This is a genomic window from Gardnerella sp. DNF01159 (genome assembly GCF_049244215.1).
GTDB classification, from domain to species: Bacteria; Actinomycetota; Actinomycetes; order Actinomycetales; family Bifidobacteriaceae; genus Bifidobacterium; species Bifidobacterium swidsinskii.
Window position 1 is genome coordinate 1,490,395 of the sequence record NZ_CP058387.1, and the last position, 25,121, is coordinate 1,515,515.

At 41.5% G+C, this 25,121-nt stretch carries 23 protein-coding genes; 10 read left to right on the plus strand and 13 right to left on the minus strand.

Annotated elements, in window-relative coordinates; genetic code table 11:
• The first annotated feature begins 38 nt into the window (after nt 1–38).
• Nucleotides 39–1,376 (plus strand): ATP-binding protein, encoded by a 1,338-nt coding sequence (locus HXT39_RS06010; protein ID WP_004109838.1) that lies wholly within the window; start codon nt 39–41, stop codon nt 1,374–1,376.
• Nucleotides 1,377–1,465: 89 nt separating this feature from the next.
• Here HXT39_RS06010 and gndA read toward each other — a convergent pair whose 3' ends face one another.
• A complete protein-coding gene (gene gndA / locus HXT39_RS06015) occupies nt 1,466–2,920 on the minus strand; it encodes an NADP-dependent phosphogluconate dehydrogenase (RefSeq protein WP_004109841.1) in 1,455 nt (484 codons plus the stop codon).
• A gap of 425 nt (nt 2,921–3,345) precedes the next feature.
• On the opposite strand from gndA, the gene nrdH reads away from it, so the two are divergent.
• The 5 genes from nrdH to HXT39_RS06040 all read left to right on the plus strand — a co-directional run bounded on the left by nrdH (nt 3,346) and on the right by HXT39_RS06040 (nt 8,544).
• Entirely contained in the window at nt 3,346–3,606 is a 261-nt protein-coding gene (gene nrdH / locus HXT39_RS06020) for a glutaredoxin-like protein NrdH (protein ID WP_012913782.1), read from the plus strand.
• A 3-nt stretch (nt 3,607–3,609) separates the two neighbouring features.
• Nucleotides 3,610–4,110 (plus strand): class Ib ribonucleoside-diphosphate reductase assembly flavoprotein NrdI, encoded by a 501-nt coding sequence (nrdI, locus tag HXT39_RS06025; RefSeq protein WP_004109846.1) that lies wholly within the window; start codon nt 3,610–3,612, stop codon nt 4,108–4,110.
• Nucleotides 4,111–4,195: 85 nt separating this feature from the next.
• Nucleotides 4,196–6,421, plus strand: coding sequence for a class 1b ribonucleoside-diphosphate reductase subunit alpha (nrdE, locus tag HXT39_RS06030; protein ID WP_103013777.1), 2,226 nt, complete (start codon nt 4,196–4,198; stop codon nt 6,419–6,421).
• Nucleotides 6,422–6,503: 82 nt separating this feature from the next.
• Complete coding sequence (gene nrdF, locus HXT39_RS06035; protein WP_012913780.1) at nt 6,504–7,583, plus strand: class 1b ribonucleoside-diphosphate reductase subunit beta; 1,080 nt, start codon at nt 6,504–6,506, stop codon at nt 7,581–7,583.
• A gap of 367 nt (nt 7,584–7,950) precedes the next feature.
• Complete coding sequence (locus HXT39_RS06040; RefSeq protein ID WP_004109871.1) at nt 7,951–8,544, plus strand: hypothetical protein; 594 nt, start codon at nt 7,951–7,953, stop codon at nt 8,542–8,544.
• 211 nt (nt 8,545–8,755) lie between these two features.
• On the opposite strand, the gene HXT39_RS06045 is transcribed toward HXT39_RS06040, so the two are convergent.
• Together HXT39_RS06045 and HXT39_RS06050 are read right to left on the minus strand one after the other, a co-directional pair.
• Nucleotides 8,756–9,043, minus strand: coding sequence for an addiction module antidote protein (locus HXT39_RS06045; protein WP_012913778.1), 288 nt, complete (start codon nt 9,041–9,043; stop codon nt 8,756–8,758).
• On the minus strand, nt 9,037–9,315 hold the full coding sequence (locus HXT39_RS06050) for a type II toxin-antitoxin system RelE/ParE family toxin (RefSeq protein ID WP_004109878.1): 279 nt from the start codon (nt 9,313–9,315) through the stop codon (nt 9,037–9,039). The genes HXT39_RS06045 and HXT39_RS06050 overlap by 7 nt, the downstream gene beginning before the upstream one ends.
• 408 nt (nt 9,316–9,723) lie before the next feature.
• Between HXT39_RS06050 and HXT39_RS06055 the strand changes: the two genes are divergently transcribed.
• Both HXT39_RS06055 and HXT39_RS06060 read left to right on the plus strand, forming a co-directional pair.
• Nucleotides 9,724–9,936, plus strand: coding sequence for a hypothetical protein (locus tag HXT39_RS06055; RefSeq protein ID WP_004109881.1), 213 nt, complete (start codon nt 9,724–9,726; stop codon nt 9,934–9,936).
• Between the two features lie 189 nt (nt 9,937–10,125).
• Nucleotides 10,126–10,386 (plus strand): hypothetical protein, encoded by a 261-nt coding sequence (locus HXT39_RS06060; RefSeq protein ID WP_004109882.1) that lies wholly within the window; start codon nt 10,126–10,128, stop codon nt 10,384–10,386.
• A gap of 38 nt (nt 10,387–10,424) precedes the next feature.
• Here HXT39_RS06060 and HXT39_RS06065 read toward each other — a convergent pair whose 3' ends face one another.
• Complete coding sequence (locus tag HXT39_RS06065; RefSeq protein WP_012913775.1) at nt 10,425–11,642, minus strand: histidine kinase dimerization/phosphoacceptor domain-containing protein; 1,218 nt, start codon at nt 11,640–11,642, stop codon at nt 10,425–10,427.
• Nucleotides 11,636–12,376, minus strand: coding sequence for a response regulator transcription factor (locus tag HXT39_RS06070; protein WP_103013776.1), 741 nt, complete (start codon nt 12,374–12,376; stop codon nt 11,636–11,638). Before HXT39_RS06070 ends, HXT39_RS06065 begins: the two co-directional genes overlap by 7 nt.
• Nucleotides 12,377–12,570: 194 nt before the next feature.
• Between HXT39_RS06070 and HXT39_RS06075 the strand changes: the two genes are divergently transcribed.
• The gene (locus tag HXT39_RS06075) at nt 12,571–13,074 is read left to right on the plus strand and encodes a hypothetical protein (protein WP_103013775.1); all 504 of its coding nucleotides are present in this window, start codon (nt 12,571–12,573) and stop codon (nt 13,072–13,074) included.
• Nucleotides 13,075–13,256: 182 nt separating this feature from the next.
• A complete protein-coding gene (locus tag HXT39_RS06080; protein ID WP_162861111.1) occupies nt 13,257–13,493 on the plus strand; it encodes a hypothetical protein in 237 nt (78 codons plus the stop codon).
• A gap of 12 nt (nt 13,494–13,505) precedes the next feature.
• Here the strand turns inward: HXT39_RS06080 and HXT39_RS06085 are convergent, their stop codons facing one another.
• From HXT39_RS06085 to HXT39_RS06120, 8 genes are all read right to left on the minus strand, one after another.
• Nucleotides 13,506–14,105 carry an FMN-binding protein gene (locus HXT39_RS06085; protein ID WP_103013773.1) on the minus strand — a complete coding sequence of 200 codons (600 nt, stop codon included), beginning with the start codon at nt 14,103–14,105 and terminating at the stop codon, nt 13,506–13,508.
• Nucleotides 14,106–14,149: 44 nt separating this feature from the next.
• Nucleotides 14,150–14,995 carry an ABC transporter ATP-binding protein gene (locus tag HXT39_RS06090; RefSeq protein ID WP_103013772.1) on the minus strand — a complete coding sequence of 282 codons (846 nt, stop codon included), beginning with the start codon at nt 14,993–14,995 and terminating at the stop codon, nt 14,150–14,152.
• A gap of 40 nt (nt 14,996–15,035) precedes the next feature.
• On the minus strand, nt 15,036–16,403 hold the full coding sequence (locus HXT39_RS06095) for an ABC transporter permease (protein WP_103013771.1): 1,368 nt from the start codon (nt 16,401–16,403) through the stop codon (nt 15,036–15,038).
• Nucleotides 16,393–17,727, minus strand: coding sequence for an ABC transporter permease (locus HXT39_RS06100; RefSeq protein WP_103013770.1), 1,335 nt, complete (start codon nt 17,725–17,727; stop codon nt 16,393–16,395). The genes HXT39_RS06095 and HXT39_RS06100 overlap by 11 nt, the downstream gene beginning before the upstream one ends.
• Before the next feature lie 12 nt (nt 17,728–17,739).
• Nucleotides 17,740–19,011, minus strand: a complete 1,272-nt coding sequence (locus HXT39_RS06105) for a DUF2318 domain-containing protein (protein ID WP_012913769.1) — start codon at nt 19,009–19,011, stop codon at nt 17,740–17,742.
• Nucleotides 19,012–19,083: 72 nt separating this feature from the next.
• Entirely contained in the window at nt 19,084–19,728 is a 645-nt protein-coding gene (locus tag HXT39_RS06110; protein ID WP_012913768.1) for an iron transporter, read from the minus strand.
• 95 nt (nt 19,729–19,823) lie between these two features.
• Nucleotides 19,824–21,542 (minus strand): FTR1 family iron permease, encoded by a 1,719-nt coding sequence (locus tag HXT39_RS06115; protein ID WP_102703318.1) that lies wholly within the window; start codon nt 21,540–21,542, stop codon nt 19,824–19,826.
• Between the two features lie 239 nt (nt 21,543–21,781).
• Nucleotides 21,782–25,072 (minus strand): type I restriction endonuclease subunit R, encoded by a 3,291-nt coding sequence (locus HXT39_RS06120; protein WP_102703317.1) that lies wholly within the window; start codon nt 25,070–25,072, stop codon nt 21,782–21,784.
• Between the last annotated feature and the right edge of the window lie 49 nt (nt 25,073–25,121).

Consider the following 25,121-nt stretch of genomic DNA (forward strand, 5'->3'; position numbering starts at 1 on the left):
GCACAAATTTGTAATAAAAGAAAGAGCACAAAAATCGCATGTTTGATAGAAAAATATACAAAGAAATGCTGAAATGGAAGCATGAATATGCGCCAAATTATGCGCTTTTTCTTAAAGGAGCAAGACGAGTTGGCAAAACAACATTAGCTGAAAAACTTGGCAAAGAAGAGTATAAGTCTTATATTCTTATTCGTTTCGATCAAACCGAAGAAGACATTAAGCAACTTTTTATAAACAGTCTAAGAGATTTAGATACTCTATTTAACACAATACAGTTAGCTTATAATACCAGACTTTATAAGCGAGAATCTCTTATAATACTTGACGAAATACAACTATTTCCGCAAGCTCGGCAAGCAATAAAAACTCTGCTTGAAGACGCTCGCTATGATTACATTGAAACAGGCTCACTTGCTTCTATTACAAAGAAAAGCAAGGATATTCTCATACCCTCAGAAGAGTACACGCTAGAAGTACTTCCACTTGACTATGAAGAGTATTTATTAGCGAACAATAACAACATGATTTTCCCTACTATTAAAGATCACTTTGAATCACTTAAACCTATGGGCAGTATGCACCAGAGCATAATGAAGTCTTTTAGAGAGTACATGTTGGTTGGAGGAATGCCACAAGCTGTTCAAGCATATGTTGATACAAAAGATTTTGCGAAGGTTGACTTTGCTAAACAACAAATAATCAATCTTTATAAGCAAGATATGCAAGACCAGGAAGAAGAAAACCCTAGTTACGTAACTAATTTTTTCGATAGAATTCCAGCAGAGCTTTCCAAACATGACAAACGTTACATGCTATCTCACGTAGATTCCAACGCGCGCATTAAAGAGTATAGGGATCCAATACGCTGGCTTGAAGAAGCGATGATAGTAAACATTGCAAACAGCGTTGAAGATCCGAGTGTAGCTTTGAATCTATCTACTATCAATCCTTCTTTCAAATGCTACATGATGGATACAGGACTCTTAACTTCGTTAGCATACAAAGATAAGCCTTACCTAGAAAACGAACTTTATAAGGCAATTCTGCTAGACAAATTACACATTAATGAAGGAATGATAATAGAAAATATTGTCTCACAGTGCCTAAAAGCAAATGGACACAACGCGTATTTTTACAAAAAAACAAATACCAATACCAAAAAGACAGTAATGGAAATAGATTTTCTCTTAAGAAAAAATAACAAGATTATTCCGATAGAAGTAAAATCTGGCAGCAGTAAAAATGTAAAGTCAATTACAAACTTTATGGAAGCTTTTAGTAAAACCAGCAGCGAAGGAATCGTGCTTCACCACGGAGAAATTAAGCGCGAAGGCAAACTGCTTTACCTACCGTACTACATGGCTTCTGTATTGTAAAAAGAAAGCGTCGCATGCAGAATAACAACGCATGTGACGCTTTTTACATAATTGACATTTTAAATTTTATATATACACTTTTACATGCACTAATCTTGCTTTACTTCTGGGCGATTAGGATCTGCCCACAAAGTGTGGAATACGCCTGGCTCGTCAATACGACCGTAAGTATGAGCACCGAAGAAATCACGCTGAGCCTGAATAAGCGAAGCCGGCAAACGCTTAGAACGCAAACCATCGTAGTATGCAAGCAAGCTAGAGAATGCTGGCACAGGCACACCATGCTCCACCGCACGCGCAATAACACGACGCCAAGCAGCCTGAGACTTCTCAATAGCAGCCTTAAAGTACGGTGCAAAAAGCAAAGAAACGCTTGCTTCACCGGACTCAAAAGCCTCGGAAACGCGGTTCAAGAACTGAGCGCGAATAATGCAGCCGCCTCGCCAAATGCGAGCAACTGCAGCCTGATCAATCTTCCAATCATGCTCAATTGCAGCAGCCGCAATCTCATCGAAGCCCTGAGCATAAGAAACAATCTTAGAAGCGTACAAAGCTTGACGAATATCCTCAATAAACGCCTTACGCTCAGCATCATTCAAATCAAAATGCACATCCGGACCAGTCAAACCTTGACTTTCGGCAGCTTCTCGCAAAGCAACCTGACTGGAAAGTCCGCGAGCAAACACGGCTTCAGCGATACCCGTAACTGGTATGCCAAGCGAAAGCGCAGATTGTACAGTCCAAGTACCAGTGCCCTTCATGCCAGCATGATCCACCATCATCTCAACCAAAGGCTTACCAGTCTTAGCATCCTTCTGGCGAAGCACATCCGCAGTAATCTCAATCAAATAAGAATCAAGCTCGCCCTTATTCCACTCGCTAAACACATCCGCGATTTCGTCGGACTTCATACCCAAACCGCGAAGCATTAAATCGTAGCTTTCGGCAATAAGCTGCATATCCGAGTACTCGATGCCATTGTGAACCATCTTCACAAAGTGACCAGCACCATCGGTACCAATATGCGTTACGCAAGGCTCACCTTCAGCAACAGCAGCAATAGACTTCAAAATAGGACCAAGAGTCTTCCAAGATTCCTCAGTGCCACCAGGCATCATCGAAGGACCTCGCAAAGCACCTTCTTCGCCACCAGAAACACCGCAACCAACGTAATGAAGACCACGCGCGCGAATGTCACGCTCTCTGCGAATCGTATCTTCAAAATAAGAGTTTCCGCCGTCGACGATAATATCTCCAGGCTCCATAGCATTTGCAAGTTCTTCAATAACAGCATCCGTAGGAGCACCAGCTTTTACCATAATGATTGCGGTGCGCGGACGCTTGAGAGAAGCCACAAATTCTTCAACAGTTTTTGAAGGCACAAAAGCACCTTCACTGCCATGCTCATTCATTAAAGTTTCAGTGCGCGAATAATGACGATTGTAAACAGCTACTGTATTTCCATGATGCGCAAGATTACGCGCTAAATTCGAACCCATGGCAGCCAAACCAACAACACCAATATTTGCCTGAGCTTGAGTCATAATGACACCTCTTATCTTGTACTTGTTTTGTTATTTGCACGCATGCTTTGCGCACCCAAGCAATCTGCATTATCTACAAAATACACAATTTTTTATTTTGCGTTACGCCCCTTCAAGAAACGCACTTAATAATTTTATAGGCGGATATGCACAAGGCTTAACAATGTGCAAGTTAAGTAGTTTTAAATATAAATTTTGTGAAATAAATTACATTTTTAATCGTTAAAACTAAGCTCATATTTACTTCATAAAACACGACACGCTTACAAACACGCTATTTTTAGCTATTTTAATAATAACTATATATAGTGTTTACACAGTCGACACACCACTATAAATAGTGCTTATTCAGAGTAAGCTAACTACTTGGCTTTTGTCGATACAACACGGAATTGCAAAATTCCCCATCACCAGAGGAGATTGAAATGACTATCACAGTGTTTACTAAACCTCATTGCCCACAGTGTGATGCAACTAAGCGACAGTTCACAAAACTTGGCGTGAACTTCGAAACTGTAGACTTGTCAAAAAGCCCCGAATCACTCGAACAGTTAAAAAATGCAGGATACCGTCAAGCTCCAGTAGTCATTGCTCCCGACGCATCCTGGAGTGGGTACCGTCCAGATTTAATTGCGCAAATTGCGGATAAACTTGGAACTTCCGCAGAGGCAGCAAAAGAAGCATAAGAAATGTGTGAGCAAGAAAATATAACACAACAAAGCGAACCAGAATCTAGCGCACAAGGTGAATCAATCGGAGCTGTAGTCTACTTTTCCTCAGTTTCCGAAAATACGTTAAGATTTGTGCAAAATTGCGATTTTCCAAGCAATAACGTGAACGTATATCGCATACCGCTTCGTCCTAAAGAACCGGAATTAAACGTGCGCGAACCGTATGTTTTGATTGTTCCAACTTACGGCGGTGGAAATATTGCGAAAGCAATACCGATGCAAGTTCGCAAATTCTTAAATAATCGCGAAAATCGTTCGTTTATTCGCGGAGTAATTTCTTCCGGAAATACGAATTTTGGAGAAGCATATTGCGCTGCAGGTGATCAAATTGCAGGAAAGTGTGGAATCCCAAATATGTACTCGTTTGAACTTACGGGAACTGCAGAAGATATAGAAAAAGTAGCGCAGGGCATACCGAGATTTTTAAAACAACTCAAAGAAACAGAAGAAACAAAATAAACAAAACAAACGAAATAAGTAAAAGAAACAAAACAAAAAGCGTTTAAAAAAGCAAAAATAACGCATGAAGAAAGGAACAAACCCCATGAATAGCACGGATCCGATGAGCGAATCTACTTCGCTTAATCTTGATCACACTGATTCTGCAAGCGCAACTGCCAGTACAACAGCAGAGCGCATCCGCAACAGCCGCGACTACCACGTTCTTAACGCTATGCTCGGTCTTTTTGACCCAGAAAAAGGCATTCAGTTTGATAAAGATCAAGAAGCAGAAAAGCTTTACGTTTCGGGTTACGTGCAAGAACATAGCATGAAGTTTGCTTCAACTCGCGAGCGCTTGAACTATTTGATTGACAACTATTACTACAACGGTAACGTATTCAACAAATACAGCGATGAATTTCTCGATAAATTCTACGAGCATGCGGAAGCCGCACACCACACTTTTGGCACATTCTTGGGTGCTTTTAAGTTCTACACTTCTTACGCTTTGAAGACTTTCGACGGCAAGCAGTATTTGGAAAACTTCGCTCAGCGCGCAGCTGCTGTTGCATTGGAACTTGCAGATGGTGACGAAAAAGCAGCGACCAACTACTTAGACGAAATGCTTGCAGGCCGCTTCCAGCCAGCCACCCCAACGTTCTTGAATCTTGGTAAAGCTCAGCGCGGCGAAGCTGTGAGCTGCTTCCTCGTGCGTTTGGAAGATAACATGGAGTCTATTGCGCGCGGAATTAATTCTGCTTTGCAGCTTTCTAAGCGCGGCGGCGGCGTGGCTCTGCTTCTTACGAATTTGCGCGAACTTGGCGCTCCTATTAAGCGAATCGAGAATCAGTCGAGTGGCGTTGTGCCTGTTATGAAGCTTTTGGAAGATTCATTCTCTTACGCTAATCAGCTTGGCGCTCGACAGGGTGCAGGTGCAGTGTATATTAGCGCGCATCACCCAGATATTATGCGTTTCCTCGATACTAAGCGCGAGAACGCAGACGAGAAGATTCGCATTAAGTCGCTTTCTTTGGGTGTTGTGATTCCAGATATTACTTTCGAGCTTGCTAAGCGTAAGGAAAAGATGGCTTTGTTTAGTCCTTACGATGTTGAGCGCGAATATGGCAAGCCTTTTGCAGATATTTCTGTTACCGAGCATTACGATGAGATGGTTGCAAATCCTCGTATTCACAAGAAGTACATCGACGCTCGCGAATTCTTTATGACGATTGCAGAAATTCAGTTCGAGTCTGGCTATCCTTACATTTTGTTTGAGGATACTGTGAATCGCACGAATCCTATTGAGGGTCGCATTACTATGAGCAACTTGTGCTCAGAGATTTTGCAAACTCAGGAAGCAAGCACTTATAACGCCGACTTGTCTTATAGCCACGTCGGTCGCGATATTTCTTGCAATCTTGGCTCTCTTAATATTGCTAAGACAATGGATGGCGACTTGGGCACAAGCGTTGATTTGGCTGTGCGTGCGCTCACTTCTGTTTCGGAGCATACTTCTATTGATTCTGTGCCTTCGATTCGTCGCGGTAACGCGGAAGGTCACGCTATTGGCTTGGGTCAAATGAATTTGCACGGTTTCCTTGCGCGTGAACACATGCAGTACGGAAGCGAGGAAGCTCTTGACTTTACAGACATGTACTTTATGACGGTTGCTTACCACGCTTATAAGGCTTCTCACGCTTTGGCTGTAGAGCGCGGCCACGCTTTTGCAAACTTTAAGACGAGCGCTTACGCTAAGCCTGCAGGAAAAGGCAACTACTTCGATAAGTACACAGATGGCAGCCGCTCGCTTGAGCCTAAAACTCAAAAAGTTCGCGATTTGTTTGCCCGTTTTAACGTTGCGATTCCAACCGTCAGCGATTGGGAGCAGTTGCGCGACGAGATTTTGAGCGATGGCATTTACAACGAGTATTTGCAAGCTGTTCCTCCAACTGGCTCAATCTCGTACATCAACCATTCCACAAGTTCAATCCACCCGATTGCTTCTCGCATTGAGATTCGCAAAGAAGGCAAGGTTGGACGCGTCTACTACCCTGCTGCATACATGACGAACGACAATATGCAGTACTTTAAGGACGCCTATGAGATTGGCTGGAAGGCAATTATTGACACTTATGCCGAAGCAACTCAGCATGTGGATCAAGGATTGTCGCTTACTTTGTTCTTCCCAGACACTACGACTACTCGCGATTTGAACAAGGCTCAGATTTACGCATGGCGTAAGGGCATTAAGACTCTTTACTACATTCGTATTCGCCAGAAGGCTTTGGAAGGTACGGAAATCGAAGGTTGCGTAAGCTGCACGCTGTAAGTCGTAACGCTGTGAATTTTTCGCACGCCAAATCAAAAACTTAAAAATTTTATAAAACGTAAACACAGAATCAGGAGTAATAATGACAGAACTCAGCCCAACCGAGCTTAGAAGTAGCCTCGATAAGCCTTTCGGCACAAATCGCGTAATCGCAGATGACGCTATGATGGCAGCTTCTATCACACCATCTCAGTACCGCTACCATCACGGATCGCGCGTACGCCCAGTTAATTGGAATAATATTGTTGACGACAAGGATTTGGACGTTTGGAATCGCCTTATTGCTAACTTCTGGCTTCCAGAAAAGGTTCCGCTGAGCAACGATATTCCTTCTTGGCGTTCCCTCACCGATCTTGAGCGCAAGACCACTACTCGCGTTTTTACAGGCTTGACTTTGCTTGATACCAGCCAGGCAACTATTGGCGAGCTTTGCCAGATTGAGCACGCTCGCACGGAGCACGAGCAGGCTATTTACACGAATATTGCTTTTATGCAGTCGATTCACGCTCGCTCCTACTCCTCTATTTTCTCTACTCTTTGCTCTAGCGAAGAGATTGACGAAGCTTATCGTTGGGCTGTTGGCAACGACGTTTTGCAGCAGCGCGTCACCACTGTGCTTTGCGAGTATGAGAGCGAAGATCCGCTTAAGCGCAAGATTGCTGCAACTATGCTTTCTTCGTTGCTTCTTTACGCGGGATTCTATCTTCCGCTTTACTTTGCTTCTCGCGGCAAGATGATGAACACTGCCGATATGATTCGCTTGATTTTGCGCGATAAGGCAATTCACGGCTATTATTCGGGCTACAAGTTCCAGCGCGGTTTGGAGCTTAGAAGCGAGAACGATAAGAAGAATCTTGAAAAGTTCACTATGAACTTGCTCGACACTTTGTATGATCTGGAAGTTGAGTATTCTGGTCAGATTTATGAAGGATTTGACTTCCACGATGACGTTTTTGACTTCGTGCGTTACAACGCTAACAAAGCTTTAATGAACCTTGGCTACCCTGCTAAGTACAGCGAAGAAGAAACTCACGTAAGCCCAGAAATTCTCGCTGCTCTTTCTCCTGCAGCCGACGAAAATCACGACTTCTTCTCCGGCTCTGGTTCCAGCTACATTATGGGAAAGTCAGTTGAAACCGACGACGATGATTGGGATTTCTAATCAAATAGTTGATTTACTAACTGATTTGCTGAATAACTGAATAACTAACTGATTGGTTAACTAATTAATTTAATTAGTTAACCAATTTTAATTTAGTTAGGTTAATTATTGCAGCTAAATAGAGTCTATATAAAAAGCTAAAAAGTCAGAAAGCAACACAGGTCACTCAGCCTTTATGGTACACTATGTGAAAAGGAACTGGTCTTGTTGATTCGTTTATGCAAAAATCGGCAGCGATTATCACTTCCTACTCACGTTCAAACCAAGATTTTTGAACTGAACTGAGCAGGCACTAAAGTTGGAGTTCAAGTTTATAAAGATGACTAACATCCGTTAGACGCATCTACAAGAAGAAAGAAATCCATTTATGGGGAAAATGACTTATAAAAAATTACTTTGTGTTGTAGTGCTCTTCAGCTCGCTAGTGGGGCTAGCAGCCTGCGGTAACTCCGAAGCAAACAAACCAGTACCAACAAAAATAAGCCGTCATTCTACCAAAAAACATTCAAAACCAATCAAAAAAGCCTCAAAAGAGAAAATCGCCGAAGCTTTTGTAAAGGGACAAGAAGGGACTTTGGAAGCCCTAGGTGAAACTAAACGCGTTATTTGGGACGCTTATCCTGATCAGTTGGCTTACGTTAAAGATGCTTTCTATCACTGGACTCTTCAAGACGACTGGTTCCAGGTTAACACTGGCCATTATATGGTTGTAGACCGTTTGAACAGTTCAGGCATCTTATTAAAGAAACTCCAAAAAGGCATGCCAGTTAAATTAAACGGCAAAGATTACAAAGTGGCGGATTATAAAGACTTTGAGGGTGGCGGAAGCTCGGATAAGTTGCTAAAAGTATTCAAAGAGTACGTTGAGCAATTCCCTAAATCTGCTTACTTTATTCAAACTTGTCTCGATGCCAGAACTTATGGCGGACAACGTTTAGTAGTTCTTGACGTAGCAAAATAGTAAACGATTTAGCAATATAACTTAGATTAGTTTCCAAATTTTGTTGTCTTGAAAATATTGCCTGTTCATCAATATCGTTGATGAACAGGCAATATTTTTTAACTGATTACGCGACTGTATCGCATAACTTTAATTGCACAGTCGCTATGCTATACGAGTTATCGTGGCAAAAATTGCAAAATTAGCAAAACTGCCACGATAACTTGGTATGTCACGCATTTGCTGGTTCTATTGCAATGCGTCCACCTAACGCTCGAACAACTTTCGCAATAGTTTGAAAGCTAGGATTGCCATCTCGTCTTAGGCTTTTGTAAAGGCTTTCCCTTCCAACCTCAGCTTTTTGAGCAATCTCTTTCATGCCTCGAGCTTTTGCAATATCGCCTATAGCAGCTTGCAACAAGCGAGGATCGTTAAGTTCTGCTGCAGCATTGAGATACGCAATAACATCATCATCGTCCTCAAGATACTCACTCGCATCCCATTTACTTATATTTACCATTTTTTCTCCTCAATTAATTGTGCGAGAAGTATCTTCGCTTGCTTAATATCTTTACTTTGACTACTTTTATCTCCACCAGCAAGTAATAGCATTAGTTTTAAGCCTTTTTGTGCAAAATACACACGATACCCTGGTCCAAAAGTGAAACGCAGTTCACTAATACCATTGCAAACTGGATGTAAATCACCTACTGGCTTACCTGCAATTTCGCATAATCTCAGTCTCGCGTTAATTCGAGCTTTAGATTGAGTATCGCGAAGTTTTTCATCCAATTGCGATACTCATCTGTTTTAAGTATCTCCATAAAAGTATTTTATCCTGTAGGATACAGTTTTGCAATATAAGTAAACAATCATATCAGTTATCGTGACAGTTTTTGCTAATTTTGCAATTTCTGCCACTATAACGTATGTGTTTGGGTTGATTTTTGCAGCATAAAATTTCTACTGAGCCAAAAATAACAATTACAAGTATTGCCAATTTTACTGTGTCGCTAAAAATAGTTACAGCTGATTACATGACAGTATTTTTTATTACACTGAGAGCCATTGCACAATTTATTTGCGCAGCAAAATAGCGTTTTAAATAAAGGAGTTATGCGGTGAAGTGCTTAGCAAAGACAGTAGCTGCAATAGTTACAACAGTGACAATGTGTCGCAACCAGTGGTAGGTAAATCATTATGAAAAAGCAAATCTTGGCTTATTTTAAGCGACTTATCAAACGAGAAGCTACTTATATGCCGTTAACATTTATTGGCTTGCTTGGAATTTTTGCAATATTTAGTGGCAATACAATTGCTTACATTTCATCTCCAAATAGGTGGATTGAAACATTTGTTTTTACACTTATTGTTGCTTTTGCACGTGCCTTTATACCTGATAATCGTTATTGAACAATTTATTTCATGACGATTAGCGAAATGCACACAGCACTTCGCTAATCTTCTATTTCATATTTTCTAAGTTATATTACGGTAGATTTTAATCCTATTTGGTTGTTTTTATTTATCAGTAACTTTTCGGTTGCTGTCTAAGATGCTAATATGCAATATTCATAGATTACATTAAGAAGAAGGAATGTCATGAGTCAAGATTTTGGAGTAAAAAATTGGAATCCATCTGCTGCAGCAAATATTAGTAACGATGACGATAATCTTTCTGAAGAAGATTTTGATAAATTGGCTACAGAGCTTGAGCAATTCTTTACCAAGTATGTAGTGTTAGAAAATAATAAGTTTGTAGTTCATGACGATGCGATTATTGCCGATGGTTATGAAGAATATTTAGAAGGCTTTCACATCTTAGCAGAAAAATTCACTGCTGGTCTTGAAGAGGACAGGTAGCGTAAATTAACCACGATAAAGCGAGAGTCTGATTGATACTAGTTTAGCGGAATAACAACATTGACCAACCATGCATCATCATCTTTTTGCGCGTTTAAAGATCCACCTAAACGTTCCACGGATTTTTTGTGGAATAGTAGTCCTTTGCCAAAAACAAGTCTTCCACCAAACTTATTCGACAACGAATTCATACACATTATTTTGCATTCTCGCTCATCAACAGTAACGTTCATAGAAAAGTCAACGCTAGTACTGCAATGCTTACGAATATTAGTAAGCAACTCACTGCACATGCGAATAGCACATTGAGCTTTTTCAGTACTAACAGTTGCAGATGCAGCAAAATCACCACTCCCCGAACTTTTATCAACCACTGTTAGAGAACCATAGTACCCAAGCTGCTCACAAATTTGCCGTTCAGCCTGTAAACGCGCACGAATATTGCATAAGAAATCAGCCAAATTCATGCAATCATTGCTATTAGAACTATAAACAAACTGCGTACTAGCAATATTTGAATCTAAAGAATCATCATACTTTTGTTCAGTTTGCTCAAGCAGGCTGATAACAAGTCTCGCTTTGGAAAGTGCATTACGCGAATGTTCAATAATCTGCTCTAACGATTCTTTTGTATGTTCATTGTTCTTAGCATATAAAGCATCCGTTGCAAGCAGTGTAATATCCGTAATCTCATTGTTCACATCGTCATGCAATTGCAACGCAACCGACGCAATATAAGACTGGAACTTACTCCGTACAATATCCATTTTTGCGCGATTATTTTCTTCCAACATGTTCAAATATTTGCGCAAAACGTAACCACAAATCATGGAAATAAGAATAAAACAAGGAAAAGTAAGCGAAATGTACGCAATTTTTGCAAAGTACATAATATTCAGCGAAACTATGTACGCACAAAGCAAATACTTCCACGAATCATAAAAGCCTGCAACAAACATGCTAGCAATCAGCGCAAAAAGCACGCAAGTTGCATTTACACCTGGTACTGCTAACGTTACGCAATACAAAATCGGAGTTACGAGTGATACTTGACGCGGAAAAGCAATCAAAAGAAATATTGCAAACATCCAAACGTATTGACACGCAGATTGCTGCGGGTTATGCCACAGCCCAGCTGTATTGCACGATTGCACATCCATTGACACTACAAGAATCGCCAATATTATGAATAAAGTTCGCTGAATTTTCCAGCTTTTAACCAACTCAATAACGCGCGAAAATGTTTTCATTAACATGCGTTATCCGTTTCTTGAGAAGGATTCGGATGACTCTGCGGCGAATTATTAAAATATTGCAGATTGCTAGTTTGCTCACGATTTTGCATTGCAGCAAACGCGGACATTGCTTGCACTCGGTTAGAAACATGCAATTTTTTGTAAATCCTATGAATATGCGTGTTAATAGTGTTTGGCATAAGACCAAGTTGAGCCGCAACCTGATTTGTTGTGCAACCTTTAGAGAGCAGATCCATGATTTTTAGTTCTTGAGGCGGCAAAACGCTACGCGACCTTGATTTAGAAAGCCTAATAAAAGATTCTTGCGGAGTAGCAAAATCGTAAGCAACATCTTTAACACATCGGCAGCCATACACCTTCTGATTATCGCAATATTGCAAAGCTTCTGCTAACCCTTTGAAATTGTCTTTAGCAACCATTGCCTGCCCACCAACTTGCGCAACCATCGAAGCGTAGGATCTACAATCGTACGAAGTCATGCCAATTAAAACAATATTGCTGTTTTGTTCACGAATTGCGCGTATTACCTCTACTCCAGACATGTCTTTCATTGACATATCTATCAGAATATAATCCGGAGTAGTTTTTGTTACTTGGCAATATTTCAAAGCTTGCACGCCTGATTTTACGCACCATTTGCACACGTACTCGCTTGGCAAAAGCTTGCTGAGCACGTTTCGCATAACCGCTAAAACTAGCGGGTCGTTATCTACTATTGCATACGTTTTTTGCATAATGGCTTTCTTGCAATCTTATGCTACTTTCCTTATATTCTACTTTATAAGCATGCGCAAAGTAGGGCAAATCGTGTAGTAAAAAATGATTACAAGTACTGCGCGTAAATCATATGTGCTTATAATAAGTAACAATATGTGACTTTTAGTTGCGTTTGAAAATGCAGTTTCAATAATGATTGCAGCAGGATTATATGACAAAACGATTAGTAGTATTGCACTCCGCAGAAGTAGCTGCGATGGCACTTGCCTCAACAGCTGCTTTTATGCGTAGCTTTGGCTTTTTCGTTTTGTGGCTTGTTTTAGGACTTCTTTCTGTTGCATTGTATTCTTATGCATATTTTTTCTTGCGCAAAAGCGTTATTAAAGCAAAAAATGCGTATATAGAAAATAATATATCTAATCTTAACGGCGCAGGCGCTAACAGCATAAGTAGTGATGTTGAGAATATAGGAAACAACAAAGATTACATAACAACTCTTGAGCAAAAACGCAAAAAAGTCGAATCACAAAATAAGCAAATACTTAGCAATTATCTAAATAATTTAACAAATATTATTTCATGCTTTATTTGTGGGCTTATTCACGTTCCTTGGATTTATTACTACGGAATTGCAAATGGCGTCTTAACATTGGTGATTTTGTGGCGAGTAATAAAGCGTCCACAAGGTCACCCTATTGATGAAAGCGATTTGTAAAGATTTAAGACTTATTGGCAATCTACCATTACGTTGAGTATTAAGTTTTGAGTACATCATATTGCTGCAAAGAATTGCAATATTTATACTAGAAATACAAAATACATACGAACGAGAAGCAATGTACATGAATTAGCTACAATGCTCACAAACAAAACAGCAAATTGGAAAGAAGGCAACTCATGAGCAAGAACTCTATAAAAGTTATTAAAAAAACGCTTATTTGGATTCTTAAGTGGGCATTATTTACAGCAGTTGAGTTCCTTCTTTTGTATGTTGCAATTATTTCTTGGAATCATGATTTTGCACAGTTCATGGACGAATACAGTGATGCTATTATTCCATTTATGGCAGCAACCGGAGCCATGGCAGCAACAATGATTCGCGACGAAGGCACTATTCTTGAAGTCAAAGATTAAGGTGGTTGTAGATTATTTTGCGGATGCGATTGAAGCCTCTTGGCGAGCAACGTCAAGTGCTTTGTTGAAGGCATCGCTAGTCCAACTTGCTCCAGCAACAACTGAAATATGCAAATCTTTCAACGGCTTTCCAACGATTTTTCCTGGAATAGCCTTTGAGAATGCATCCATATGGCCTCTTGAAATCGGCGTAAACGGATGAGGCGTCATTTGCACATCGCTAACATTCCCATTTGCAACGCTTAAGCGCACATCGAAACTGTCTTCTGCAACCGGACCATACGTAGCTTTGACTTTATAGTCGCCATCTTTGTAATTGCCAGTGTCTGTTTTAGGCTGATTCTGCTGGTTCTGAGAATCCTCACTTTGCGCAGAAGATTTAGATTGCTGAGCACCAGCATCGTACTTTCCAGAAGGATTACCGCCATCATCCGCGCTTTGACCAGAATTACCAGCGAACTCATCGTTCATTGGTACAGCACTCGGCTCACCGCAAGCAGACAACATAGCAGACGATGCAGCTACAATTGCAAGCGTAGCAACAGTTTTTGCAACTTTTTTGGATTTCAAATCGTCGCGTGAAACATCGTGAAACATATTATCTGAAACCATAAAATCATCGCCTTCAAATCTTGTATATTTTAAAACCCACGCAACTAATCATCTAAATTCGCTAATTTAGGCGACTTAGTAGGCTCATGGTCTTGCAAAGCTTCCACAACACTTTCATCAAGGTGAGCACTCGTAAACGCAGGCTTGCCACCAATCGCCTCATACGCTTTGCGAGCATCCTCGTTATTCCAACGCTCACCAACAAGCACACCGTGGTTGAGCATAATTTCTCGATCTGCACATTGAGCAACCAAAGAATCGTGAGTTACAACAATAATCGTCGTACCTTGATTGTGCAGCTGCTTAAACAAGTCGAGCACAATCTGCTCATTTTTTTCATCCAAATTACCAGTCGGCTCATCCGCAAGAAGCAACTTAGGGCAGTTGATAAGTGCACGAGCAACGCAAACACGCTGCTGCTCGCCGCCAGAAAGCTGGCTTGGCAGATGGTGAGCGCGATCCTTCAAGCCCACGCGATCCAAAGCGTCCATTGCTTGAGCTTCGTCAACAACAGAATGATAGTATTGCGCAACCATCACATTTTCAACAGCTGTTAAATGCGGAACAAGATAAAACTTTTGAAAAACTAAACCGATTACGTTTTTACGAACGTCAGCGAGTTGACCGGCATTCAAATCCTCAAGTTTGCGACCTTGCAAAGACACGGAACCTTTAGATGGTGAATCCATGCAGCCAATAATGTTCATTAACGTTGTTTTGCCAGAACCACTGGAGCCAACAATAGAAAGCCACTCGCCTTCTGGCACAGTGAGCGACAAATCGTCAACAGCTCGAAGAGATCCGTAAATCTTGGAAATATGATCCAACGTCAACAGCATTTTTGGCTTAGACTCCGCGCTATCTAACTTATTTTCTATATTCTCTGTCATATTAAATCCTTAACTAATCACTCTAAAATCACTCTAAAAGCTATTCTTCTCGAAGCACAATCGCAGGGTCGATCTTTGAAGCACGCAAAACAGGCGGCAATGCAGCAACGCAAGACGCAGCAACGCTAAATACAATAGAGAACACGACTAGCCACCAATTCACGCCCAAATCTCTCGAGAACACCATTGCAGCAAGCAAGCACGCAAACACATACCCTACCGCAGTACCAGCAATACCGCCAACGAAGCCATATACTCCAGCTTCAGCAGTAAACTCCACGCCAATACTCCGTGCGCTCGCACCCAAAGCTTTGCGCAAACCAATTTCATTTCGACGCTGCTGCACAATCGAAGAAATCGTAGTGCTCACGCCAACCATCATCAATACTAGAACAACTAGCGATACAATGCAGAACAGGCTGCGAAGCATAGTGATAATACCAGTGTCAGCAGCAGTAACTTTAGTAACTTGCTGAGCGCGCACGCGCATAGAAGTCATGTCGTTAATACTTCTAACAACCGCATCGACGCTAGGCGCAGAAGACGAGTAAGCAATCACGTCTGCTCCGCGCTTAACTCCCGTAAGAGTATTCACATCCGCATTAAGAGCGTAAAGCATAGAATCTTCAGCACCGCCCGTATCCAAAATGCCGCAAACGCGGAAAGTTGTGCCGTGAGTATCCATAATATCCGTTGAGACTCTGCCTTCAACAAGCTTTTGTTGAGAAGATTTTTGCGCAGACTGATCTGAAGAATTTGCAGCAGAATTTTGCGCTTGATTCTCTGCTGGCTTCTCTACAGACTGATTTGTAGACTTATTTGCAGATTCACTTGCAGACTTATTTGCAGACTTATTTGCAGACTTCTCTGCTGGCTTATGCGAGCCGACAGTATTATCCGAAGATCTATACGCAATCGCAATACGAGAGCCTATTTTTAAGCCCATCGCAAGAGCTACATCTCGCCCAACCATAACATTTCCACTGCTAGGCCAAGAGCCGTCTACATTCCAATGCTTATTAAGAGACTTTACTGAACGAACATCTATTCCTGCTAAAACATATGGAGCTGCGTTAATACGCACGTTTTCGTAACGATATGTAGCAAATCGCATAGCACCTTTTGCAAGAACCATATCGTTTGTGTGCAAAACCATCGCGCGATCAATACCGTTTTTCCACTCACCCTCAATTGGAGTTACGATAATATTCGCTCCATAAGCACGCATTTCATCGCTCATTTGCTGAGGCACAACCAGGCAGATTGCAGCTAAACAAAACAGCGTAGCAGCACCAACAAGCGTTGCAATAACAGCCATCAAAGCACGCGATTTTCTACGAAATACCGCGCTAAATAGCATGGTAATAAACATAGAATTGTTGGAAGTCATATAAGATTTACCTGCCATGAAGCACCTCCGCAGGACGCACACTCAAAATCGAACGAATCGAAGAGCCTGCAGCCGCAAGCACAGTCAACGCAAGCAGCACGAACACCAGAACAAATACCATTGGTCGGAACAAAATCGAAGAGCCAAACACTGTGAAACCAATAATCTGCGCCACCGCAAATCCCAAAGCCATGCCGAGTAACGCTCCACCAAACGCAATAACCGCAGTTTCCATAAGCATAAGACGAGCAACAGCACCATCACGTGCACCCAAAGCCTTAAGCAATGCAAGCTCGCCAGAACGCTCAGAAATTGAAGCAGCCATAAGATTCGCCACAGCAACAGCAGCAGCAATTAAACTCAACGCAGTCATCAAAACCATAACAGCACGCGTCTTATTTAATACGTTACCCTGCAACGCCGCAACTTGACGAACCTGCTTTGCAACAGCTCCAGGAATTACCTCCTCAATTTGGTAAGTAATCGAACTCGGGTAAGCCGTGCAATACCAAGTTTCCCACTCTTCCTGGCTGAGCGCTGCCGGATTTTTAGCAGCCTTTCGCGCTAAATCATTTTCAGGAGTAGTAAGTGCCTTTACTTCAATCGAATCAACCTTATTCGGCTTATTTGCAAGGCTTTGAGCATCGCTAGAACTTGCGTAGATTGCGTTATTGTCATCGTCGCCAGAATCGTATACGCCAACCAAGCGCAACGAAACCTCGCGTCCGTCACGAATCAAACGCAAACGCTGGCCAAGTTTTAAGTGCAAACGCTCAGCTAGCTGCGCACCTACCATTGCTTCAGATTTATTATCTTTTGCCCAACGACCTGCATTAATCTTCCACCAAGAGCGCAAACCTCTAACACCAACAACTGTTGTTTCCCCGGAAGCGAGCGCAAGCTTACGATTAAACCAAGTTCCAATAATAGGCACTACCAAATCGCCAGAAGATTTCGCTTCAAGATTTGCATGAACAATTATTTTCGGCGCAAAATTAGTGATATTAAACGCCCAGAAAATCATTTTTATTTTTGCAGCATCAGATTCTTTTAGCGAAGCAGTAGACTCGTGGCTTTCCGCAGCCTTTAAACTCTCAGAACCATTAGTATCAATCTGCTCTCGAGAAGCATACAAATCATTTACAACAGCGCTAGATTTTGGCTGAACCACAATATTTGAACCATATGAACTCAGCTCTGCGTTAATTTTGTCTCCAACGTCATACACAACGCTAAGCATTGACACGCTAACGCACGCGCTTAAGCACACTACGAGCGCAATTAACACACGCTTTTTCAATTGCCGCACAAGAGATCGAGCAACCATGCGCATCATAAACATAGCAACTCTCCCTTACTTAAAATGCGAACTGAGCACGTCTAAATCAGCAGTATGAATTGTGATTTTGCCATGCCCAGCCTTATACGGGAACGGAATCGGATTGCAACCACCTTTAAAACCGATAGTTGCCAAATTAATTGCTACGTCGCACTTACGGCAAATAATCTTACCGTCTTTTTCATAGTAGCCTGCATCGCCGCAGTTTTCGCAAGCATCCAATCCAACGCCATACGCTCCACCATTCTTTTTAATGATTATAAAACGCATAATAGTGCCGTCTTTTGCTTTGTATTGGAAACGATGCAAATGACCATCTGAAACTTGAACGTAATTAATAGTTGCAACACCATCGTGCAATTCATACGGTTCTGGAGGCGTAAGAGTTGGTTTAATATTCATAATAGATACGCCTACAGTAAGCGTAAGTATTACTGTGATAGCAGCCAAAAGAGCTGCGAGCGCAGACTTCCGAGATTTCCTTTTAAACGCTCGCTTCGTGCGAATTTCTGCTGCATTTTCACCAACTACAGCCGTTTTAAAGCCGATTATTACGGATGCAGCAGCAGGAATCATGAACACGCTAATTTGCGCCATAATCATTAATGGAGCGTTATTAATTAGCCAAACAAGCACGCTAAAAGAAAAGTCATCCATATAAAGCAAAATGCTTCCTTGCATAATCTGCAAAAGTGAAGTTATGTGCTGCACTAGCAAAATAATCATGCTTAAAACTACAGCAATTTTGAAGCAAATAGCGTTAGACGTAGTGCGCAAAGAACGCACCATAAGACTTAAGCAGATAGCAGCAATAACGCCAAGCACAAAACCAAGCGCGCGAAGTAACATGTCTGATGTAAAAGGCGGAGTGCTTGAATCTACGAAAATAGTAAGTTGCAAAATAACATCTGGTAAAGCATAAAACACAGTAAACGCTAAGCAACATGCACCAATCGCGTTACTTATGTGCATTAAAAGCGGGCAATTACGCCAATTTTTTATTATTTTGTGTGAAAAAATAACCACAATAATTGCAGCAATATCAAGCGGAACCGCAATACACAACGCCGGCATATTAATAAAGTTTCGCTGATTAATTACCACAGATGCGCGGAGTATAGCAAAAATAAGAGCTGCGACTGTGCCTGCAGACAGCCCATACAATCTCCAACGTGCACTCAGAGGCTTATCTCGCCCCTCGCCAACAGTAAGCGATGTGCTTAATCCCATTGTGAGTAGCGCAAGAGGGAGCAGCCCAGGCATAACTGCCACAAACAGTCTGAGCATAACTCCCTCCTTTGCTATTACTTATTATTTACTAAAATTATTAATTAATCGCTAATTATTAACTAGCTACCACTACCACTGACGAGGAGTGTACTTCCAATCGTCGAAGGTTGCCTTAATTGGCTCAGTCCAGAAGCGACCGGTTACGCCGGTAGCAGGATCGACGTGAAGCATCCAACCCTTCTTTTCTGGGGATTCAATAGAAAGCACGAGCTTATAATTTCCAGCCTTGTCAAGCTTAACGTTTGCACCGTAGTGAGGACCATCGGAAGCGTTCATCTGCATAAACGTGCCCTTGCCAACGGATTCGCCGCTTGCCTTATCGACAATCTCATAGTTCACAGTCAAATCTGGAATGAACTCGCCCTTACCGTAGCCAAGCTTTGTACCTTTTTGGTTAGCGTGGATATCGGCTTCAAGGTGGAAGCTTGCTTCGCTTGCCTTCAAGCCCATACCAGCTGGAACCATGTCCACTGGCTGGAAGTACACAGCGCCAATAGTAAGAGGTCCAATGTTCTGATCTTGGTGAGGACCAACTGGAACCTCCTCAAAGCCCTTATCACCGCCCTTGTCGTCAGCCTTGTCGTCAGCCTTCTGCTCGGTTGCTTGTGACTTAGCATCAGTTTTAGCTGAATTGCCATTAGAACCGCATCCAGCGAGCGCAAGCAGTCCAGCAAGAGCCAAAGCTGCAATTGCCATCATTTTATTATTCTTCATATCTAACCTTCTGTGTTTGTTGTTAGTTATTTTTATTTAATTGTTGTTATTGGTTGTTTATTAATTATTTATTAGTTGGTTATTTGTTGTTTTGCTTATTTATTTTCTATCGCGCGTTTCCCACGACTTCGCGCAATAGATACGCAAAGCAGTGAAATCACAACAATTGCTGCCACAATTTGAGCAACAATCGTCTCAACATACGGATAGAACCCAAGCCAATCGTTAGTTGGCAAGCCTTGAATATACATTCCTTCGAGAGCATCACCCTCGATTAACGCGTGCACACCACCGCCTGCAAAAATCACTACGAGAACAGACATAAGAGCACTTGTTCCAGTAAAGAATGGGCGAATTGGTATGTGCACAGATGCGAAACGAATCAGCAAGAAGATTACAACCAGCACGGCGGCTGCGGCCACGAATCCGCCCCAAATCATGGAGTCAGCTCCGCTTGATACAGCAAAAATCGCCTGGTAGAAGATTACTGTTTCTGCGCCTTCGCGGAACACCGCTAGGAAGCTTAGCAACGCTAGAGAAATCAAACTGCCTTTAGAAACTGCTGCCGTTGTTTGCTCACTAATATACTTATTCCATGCTTGCACTGAAGATCTTGAAATCATCCAATTACTCGTGTAAAGCAGCATAAGCATTGCGAACAATGCAACAACGCCTTCTGTAATCTCCTGCTGCGGACCAGAGCCATTAAATAGCAAGCCGAATAGTGCAGCTACAGCAAGAGATGCCACAATTCCAGCCGCAATACCTAGGTAAATATACTTCACCATATTCTTGTGACCGGATTTAACAAGGTATGCAATAATTGCTGCAACAACTAGCAGCGCTTCCAAACCTTCACGAAGCAAAATCACGAAAGCTTGACCAAATGAGCTAGTTATGAATTGCATAAATGGATTTGCGCTTGAAGATGCACCTTTGTCTAATTTTGCTGCGTCTTCAATAAGCATCGCTTTAAGATCCGTTACGAACTTTTTAGCTTGCTCAACCGTTTTGCCGTTGTTCATTGCTTGACGGCACTCTTTGAACTGATATTCGACTGTTGAAACGCGACTACCACTTATTGCGTTCATTACGTTCTTTTCAAAACCGAGCTTTTCGTAATACTGGTAATAGGCTTCGTTAATTAAATCAACTGCAGATGCTACTTGAGTTTTATTACCTTTTGCAAACTTGTAGGTTGCAACCGATTTGTCGAGAATAACGTTCATTTCTCGAGCAACTTGACCCCACGTACGACCATTACGTCCAAGGTTTTTCTTTTTTGCAGCATCTAGCTTTTTGCGCTCTGCTTTAATTTGCGCACGCAACTTTTGTGCATAAACATTTGGCTTATCCACTTTTAAGTTGGCATCGAGACTAGATGCAGTTTGTGCAACATCCACTGAAAGAGCCGTTGAAACAGCACTTATTTGTGAACCTTGATTTTGCTGGTATACAAGCGTTTGTAGCTGCTGGAATTGATCAGTTTGTGCCTGAACTTTATTCTGCCCAATTGCATCTCGCACAACCGTAATCATGTTAGAAGCAACGTAAACTGAATTGTATGCTGCTTCAAATCGAGTTGCAGCTCCAGAATTATTGCCACTATTGTATTCTGATTGACCTTGTAGCAATTCATTGTCGATTGCTTTAGAAACTTCTGTCCAGCTAGTATACGAACGATCTGCATCTGTTGCAAAAGCTGGAATAGTTGTAGCAAACGAGCTCACTATGCAACCCACCAACATGCACACAGCCAGAATCAGTGCAGCCGAGTCACGAATAATTCGGCGCACTTTTACATACGCGCGCATAACATCTCCTCGCGTTCTTCCGCGTCTTCTTGCGATTCCGCACTTCTCACGCGTTTTACGCCTTTTGCGTTAACGCATTTCCTGCATATCTACGCGCTCTACCCCAAATTGAGCGCACCCAACTAAAACTTGCCATTACAAAGGCCCCACAGGTACATAATATCGACATATCATGTAGATTGATATAGTTCGGCGCAAAAAACTCGCAAATATTACAAAAATGATATTGATAACGATAATTATCTTTCGTTTTTACTAAAGCCAATAAGCCCAACAAACTCATTAAACATGTTTCTCATACTTTCTACAATGCGACTTTTCTTCTCAGCGCGCGCAATAGCCGCAGCGCCAAATCTGCTCATTCTAGGCATTAAATCATTAATATCTGTGCCAAGCTCACTCACTTCGCCAGCGCTAAAAGATTTCTCCATAAACTTGCGAGTCAAAGCATCGTTTAATCCTTCGCTTTGCACAAGTTGCGCCAAATCATGATTATACTTTTGCTCAACATACTCGCTCCAGCAATCAACAATACTCAACTTGTTGCCGTTAGAATCGTAAATAGTAATGTCACCTTCAGAATCTACAAGCTTCCCAAGCTCCTTCTCGTTAAGCTGCGCAATAAACCCTTCAATAAGCTTCTTTTTACTACGCAACTGCGGGCTAGAGTCAACTGCCACCTTAATAGAAGCAAGAACATTTTTATCCTTACAATGCTTGCTATGGTAATGTTCTACTAACATCAAAATGTAGTCAATATTTACTTCTACTTGGCGCACAAGCTCCATCTCAAACACAACATCGTCCGTAATGTTTGCAATATCGCCTTTTTGCTCTTTGCGCTTCCATTCTTCATGCAAATCCTGGTAATGCCCCAAGTAATCTTGCATATCGCGCTCTTTGATTATCTCGTTGCCTTCAAATTGATCGAAAGCTTTCAGCATGTTACGCAATCGCAGAATATTACCAAAAAGCGATATAAACTTTTTCTGATTCTCTTCTCCAACAATGTTGAAGCCTTGCAGTGGATACTTTTCCATAAGCTCATTTACTAAATCACTGTATCCACAACGCTCAATTCCTTTAGCGTCAACGTAACCGTTGTAAATCTGCTCAAACGTAGGGCAAAGCACAATACCTTGCGCATCTTTATCTCCAAAAAGAGCTACCGCTTCGTCAACTTGATAGCTCAAATCCCTAAAGCACACAATGTTTCCAAATGTTTTAACGGAATTTAAGATTCGATTTGTGCGCGAAAACGCTTGAATAAGCCCATGCATGCGAAGATTTTTATCTACCCAAAGCGTGTTCAAAGTTGTTGCATCAAAACCAGTTAGAAACATGTTGACTACAATCAAAATGTCAATTTCCTTATTTTTCATGCGAATTGAAACGTCTTTGTAATAGTTTTGGAATTTGTTATTTGACGCATCATACGCAGTATTAAACATTTCGTTATAGTCTTTTATTGCGCTTTCCAAAAATTCTTGCGAATTTGCGTCTAGCTTTGCCGTGCTTTCTGAATTTTCTTCTCCAAGAGAACCCATGCCGTTGGCGTACGCCGAAGAATCTGACTCACCCTCGTTTACTGCATAGCTGAAAATAGTTGCTACTTTTAAGCGTTCGCTTGGAGGCAGATTTTGCTGCTGCTTTTTGAACTCGTTGTAATACGCTTTTGCAAGAGGAATGTCTGCAACAGCAAAGATTGAATTAAAGCCGTTTATGTCAACTTCTTCAGAAGATTTTTTAGTCTCTAAAGTATTATGCTTATCTGCAGCAAGTTCTTTAACGTTAATAATGCGCTTGTATTTGTAAGTCTTCTCGTTGCGATACGTTTTTTGAGTAAAATGCTCAATAATGTATTGAACAACATTATGCACGCGATCTTTATGCCTAATTACATCTGGTCGATTAATATCTTTAACCAATTCGTCGGTTGCTTTTTCCAGCTCGCTCGACGTTTTTACAGTAGCAACGTATTCCACGCGGAATGGCAACACGTTTTTATCGTTAATCGCGTTAATGATTGTGTACGTATGCAAGCACGGTCCAAAGGTTTGCTCGGTTGTGGAAAGATGCGCAGCGTCGGAGCCAGCAGCGTTCGCTTCAAAAATTGGCGTGCCAGTAAACCCAAAAAGCAGAGCATTTTTAAAGTGTTTTACAATATCTGCATGCATGCCTCCAAACTGGCTTCTGTGGCATTCGTCAAAAATAAACACTATGCGCTTTTTGTAAATTTCATGACTTGGGTTGTTGCTTATAAATTTACTAAGCTTTTGAATAGTGGTTATAATAAGCCTGCATTCTTCCGTATTGTCTTCTAGCTGTTTTGTAAGCACAGCTGTTGAAGTGTTACTATTTGCGGCTCCTTTTTCAAACCTGTCGTATTCTCTCATTGTTTGATAGTCAAGATCTTTACGGTCTACAACAAACAAAACTTTGTCAACAAGATTATTGCCTTCTGCGTCTTTCAAAGCTTTTACTAGCTGCGATGTTTTGAAGCTAGTTAGCGTTTTACCAGATCCAGTAGTATGCCAAATATATCCGCCCTTTTGACGCTCTGCTGCCGGCATTTTGCTCGCATTAGCAAACATGTATTTTACGCGATTCACTATGTTTTCTGCTGCAGTAATCTGGTATGGACGCATAACCATCAAGCAATCTTCTGCATTAAAAACGCAATATTTTGTGAGAATGTTAAGAATTACGTGCTTTGCAAAGAAGGTTTTAGCAAAATCGCATAAGTCGGAGATTATAGTGTTTTGAGCATCGGACCAATAGTTTGTAAATTCAAAACTGTTACTTGTTGTGCTTTTGCTAGATCCTTTACTTTTCTGCTCGTTGTACGCATTATTGCGAGTTGAGTTGGAGTAATACTTTGTTTCAGTGCCGTTTGAGATTACGAAAATTTGCACGTATCCAAATAGTCCGCTTCCAGCCCAAAATGAGTCGCGAGCATAACGGTTAATCTGATTGAACGCTTCTCTAATAGGCACACCTCTGCGCTTTAGCTCAATATGAACCATCGGCAAGCCGTTTACTAGAACAGTCACATCGTAACGATTGCTACGCGCAGGGCCATTTGCATCATTATTGTTTGCATTATCGTTTGCGTTAACAGCATATTGGTTGATTACTTGCACAATATTCTTGTGAATATTTTCTTTGTCAATAATAGTAATGTTCTTATCTACGCCGTCATCTTTTTTGAGTATTTTAACGTTATCTCGCTGAATAGTATCTGTTTTCTTAACTATATCGTCAGTGCTGTTTGCAATATTTTCTTTGAAAAATCTTTCCCACTCGTCATTCGAAAAATGGTAGTCGTTGAGCTTTTCGATTTGCACGCGAAGATTTGCTATAAGATCTTTCTCGCTGTGAATGTGAGCGTACTCGTAGCCTTGGGATTGCAAAATGTTAATGAACTCTTCTTCGAGCTGCGCTTCGCTTTGATAGCTGCCGTCGTTGCGCGCGCTTGGCGTAAACGTAGACATTACAGTGCTATCTTGATTCTCTAACACAATTTTCATTCTGCTTCCTTCTTTCTTACTTACTCACATAACGCATTGCATATTCTAC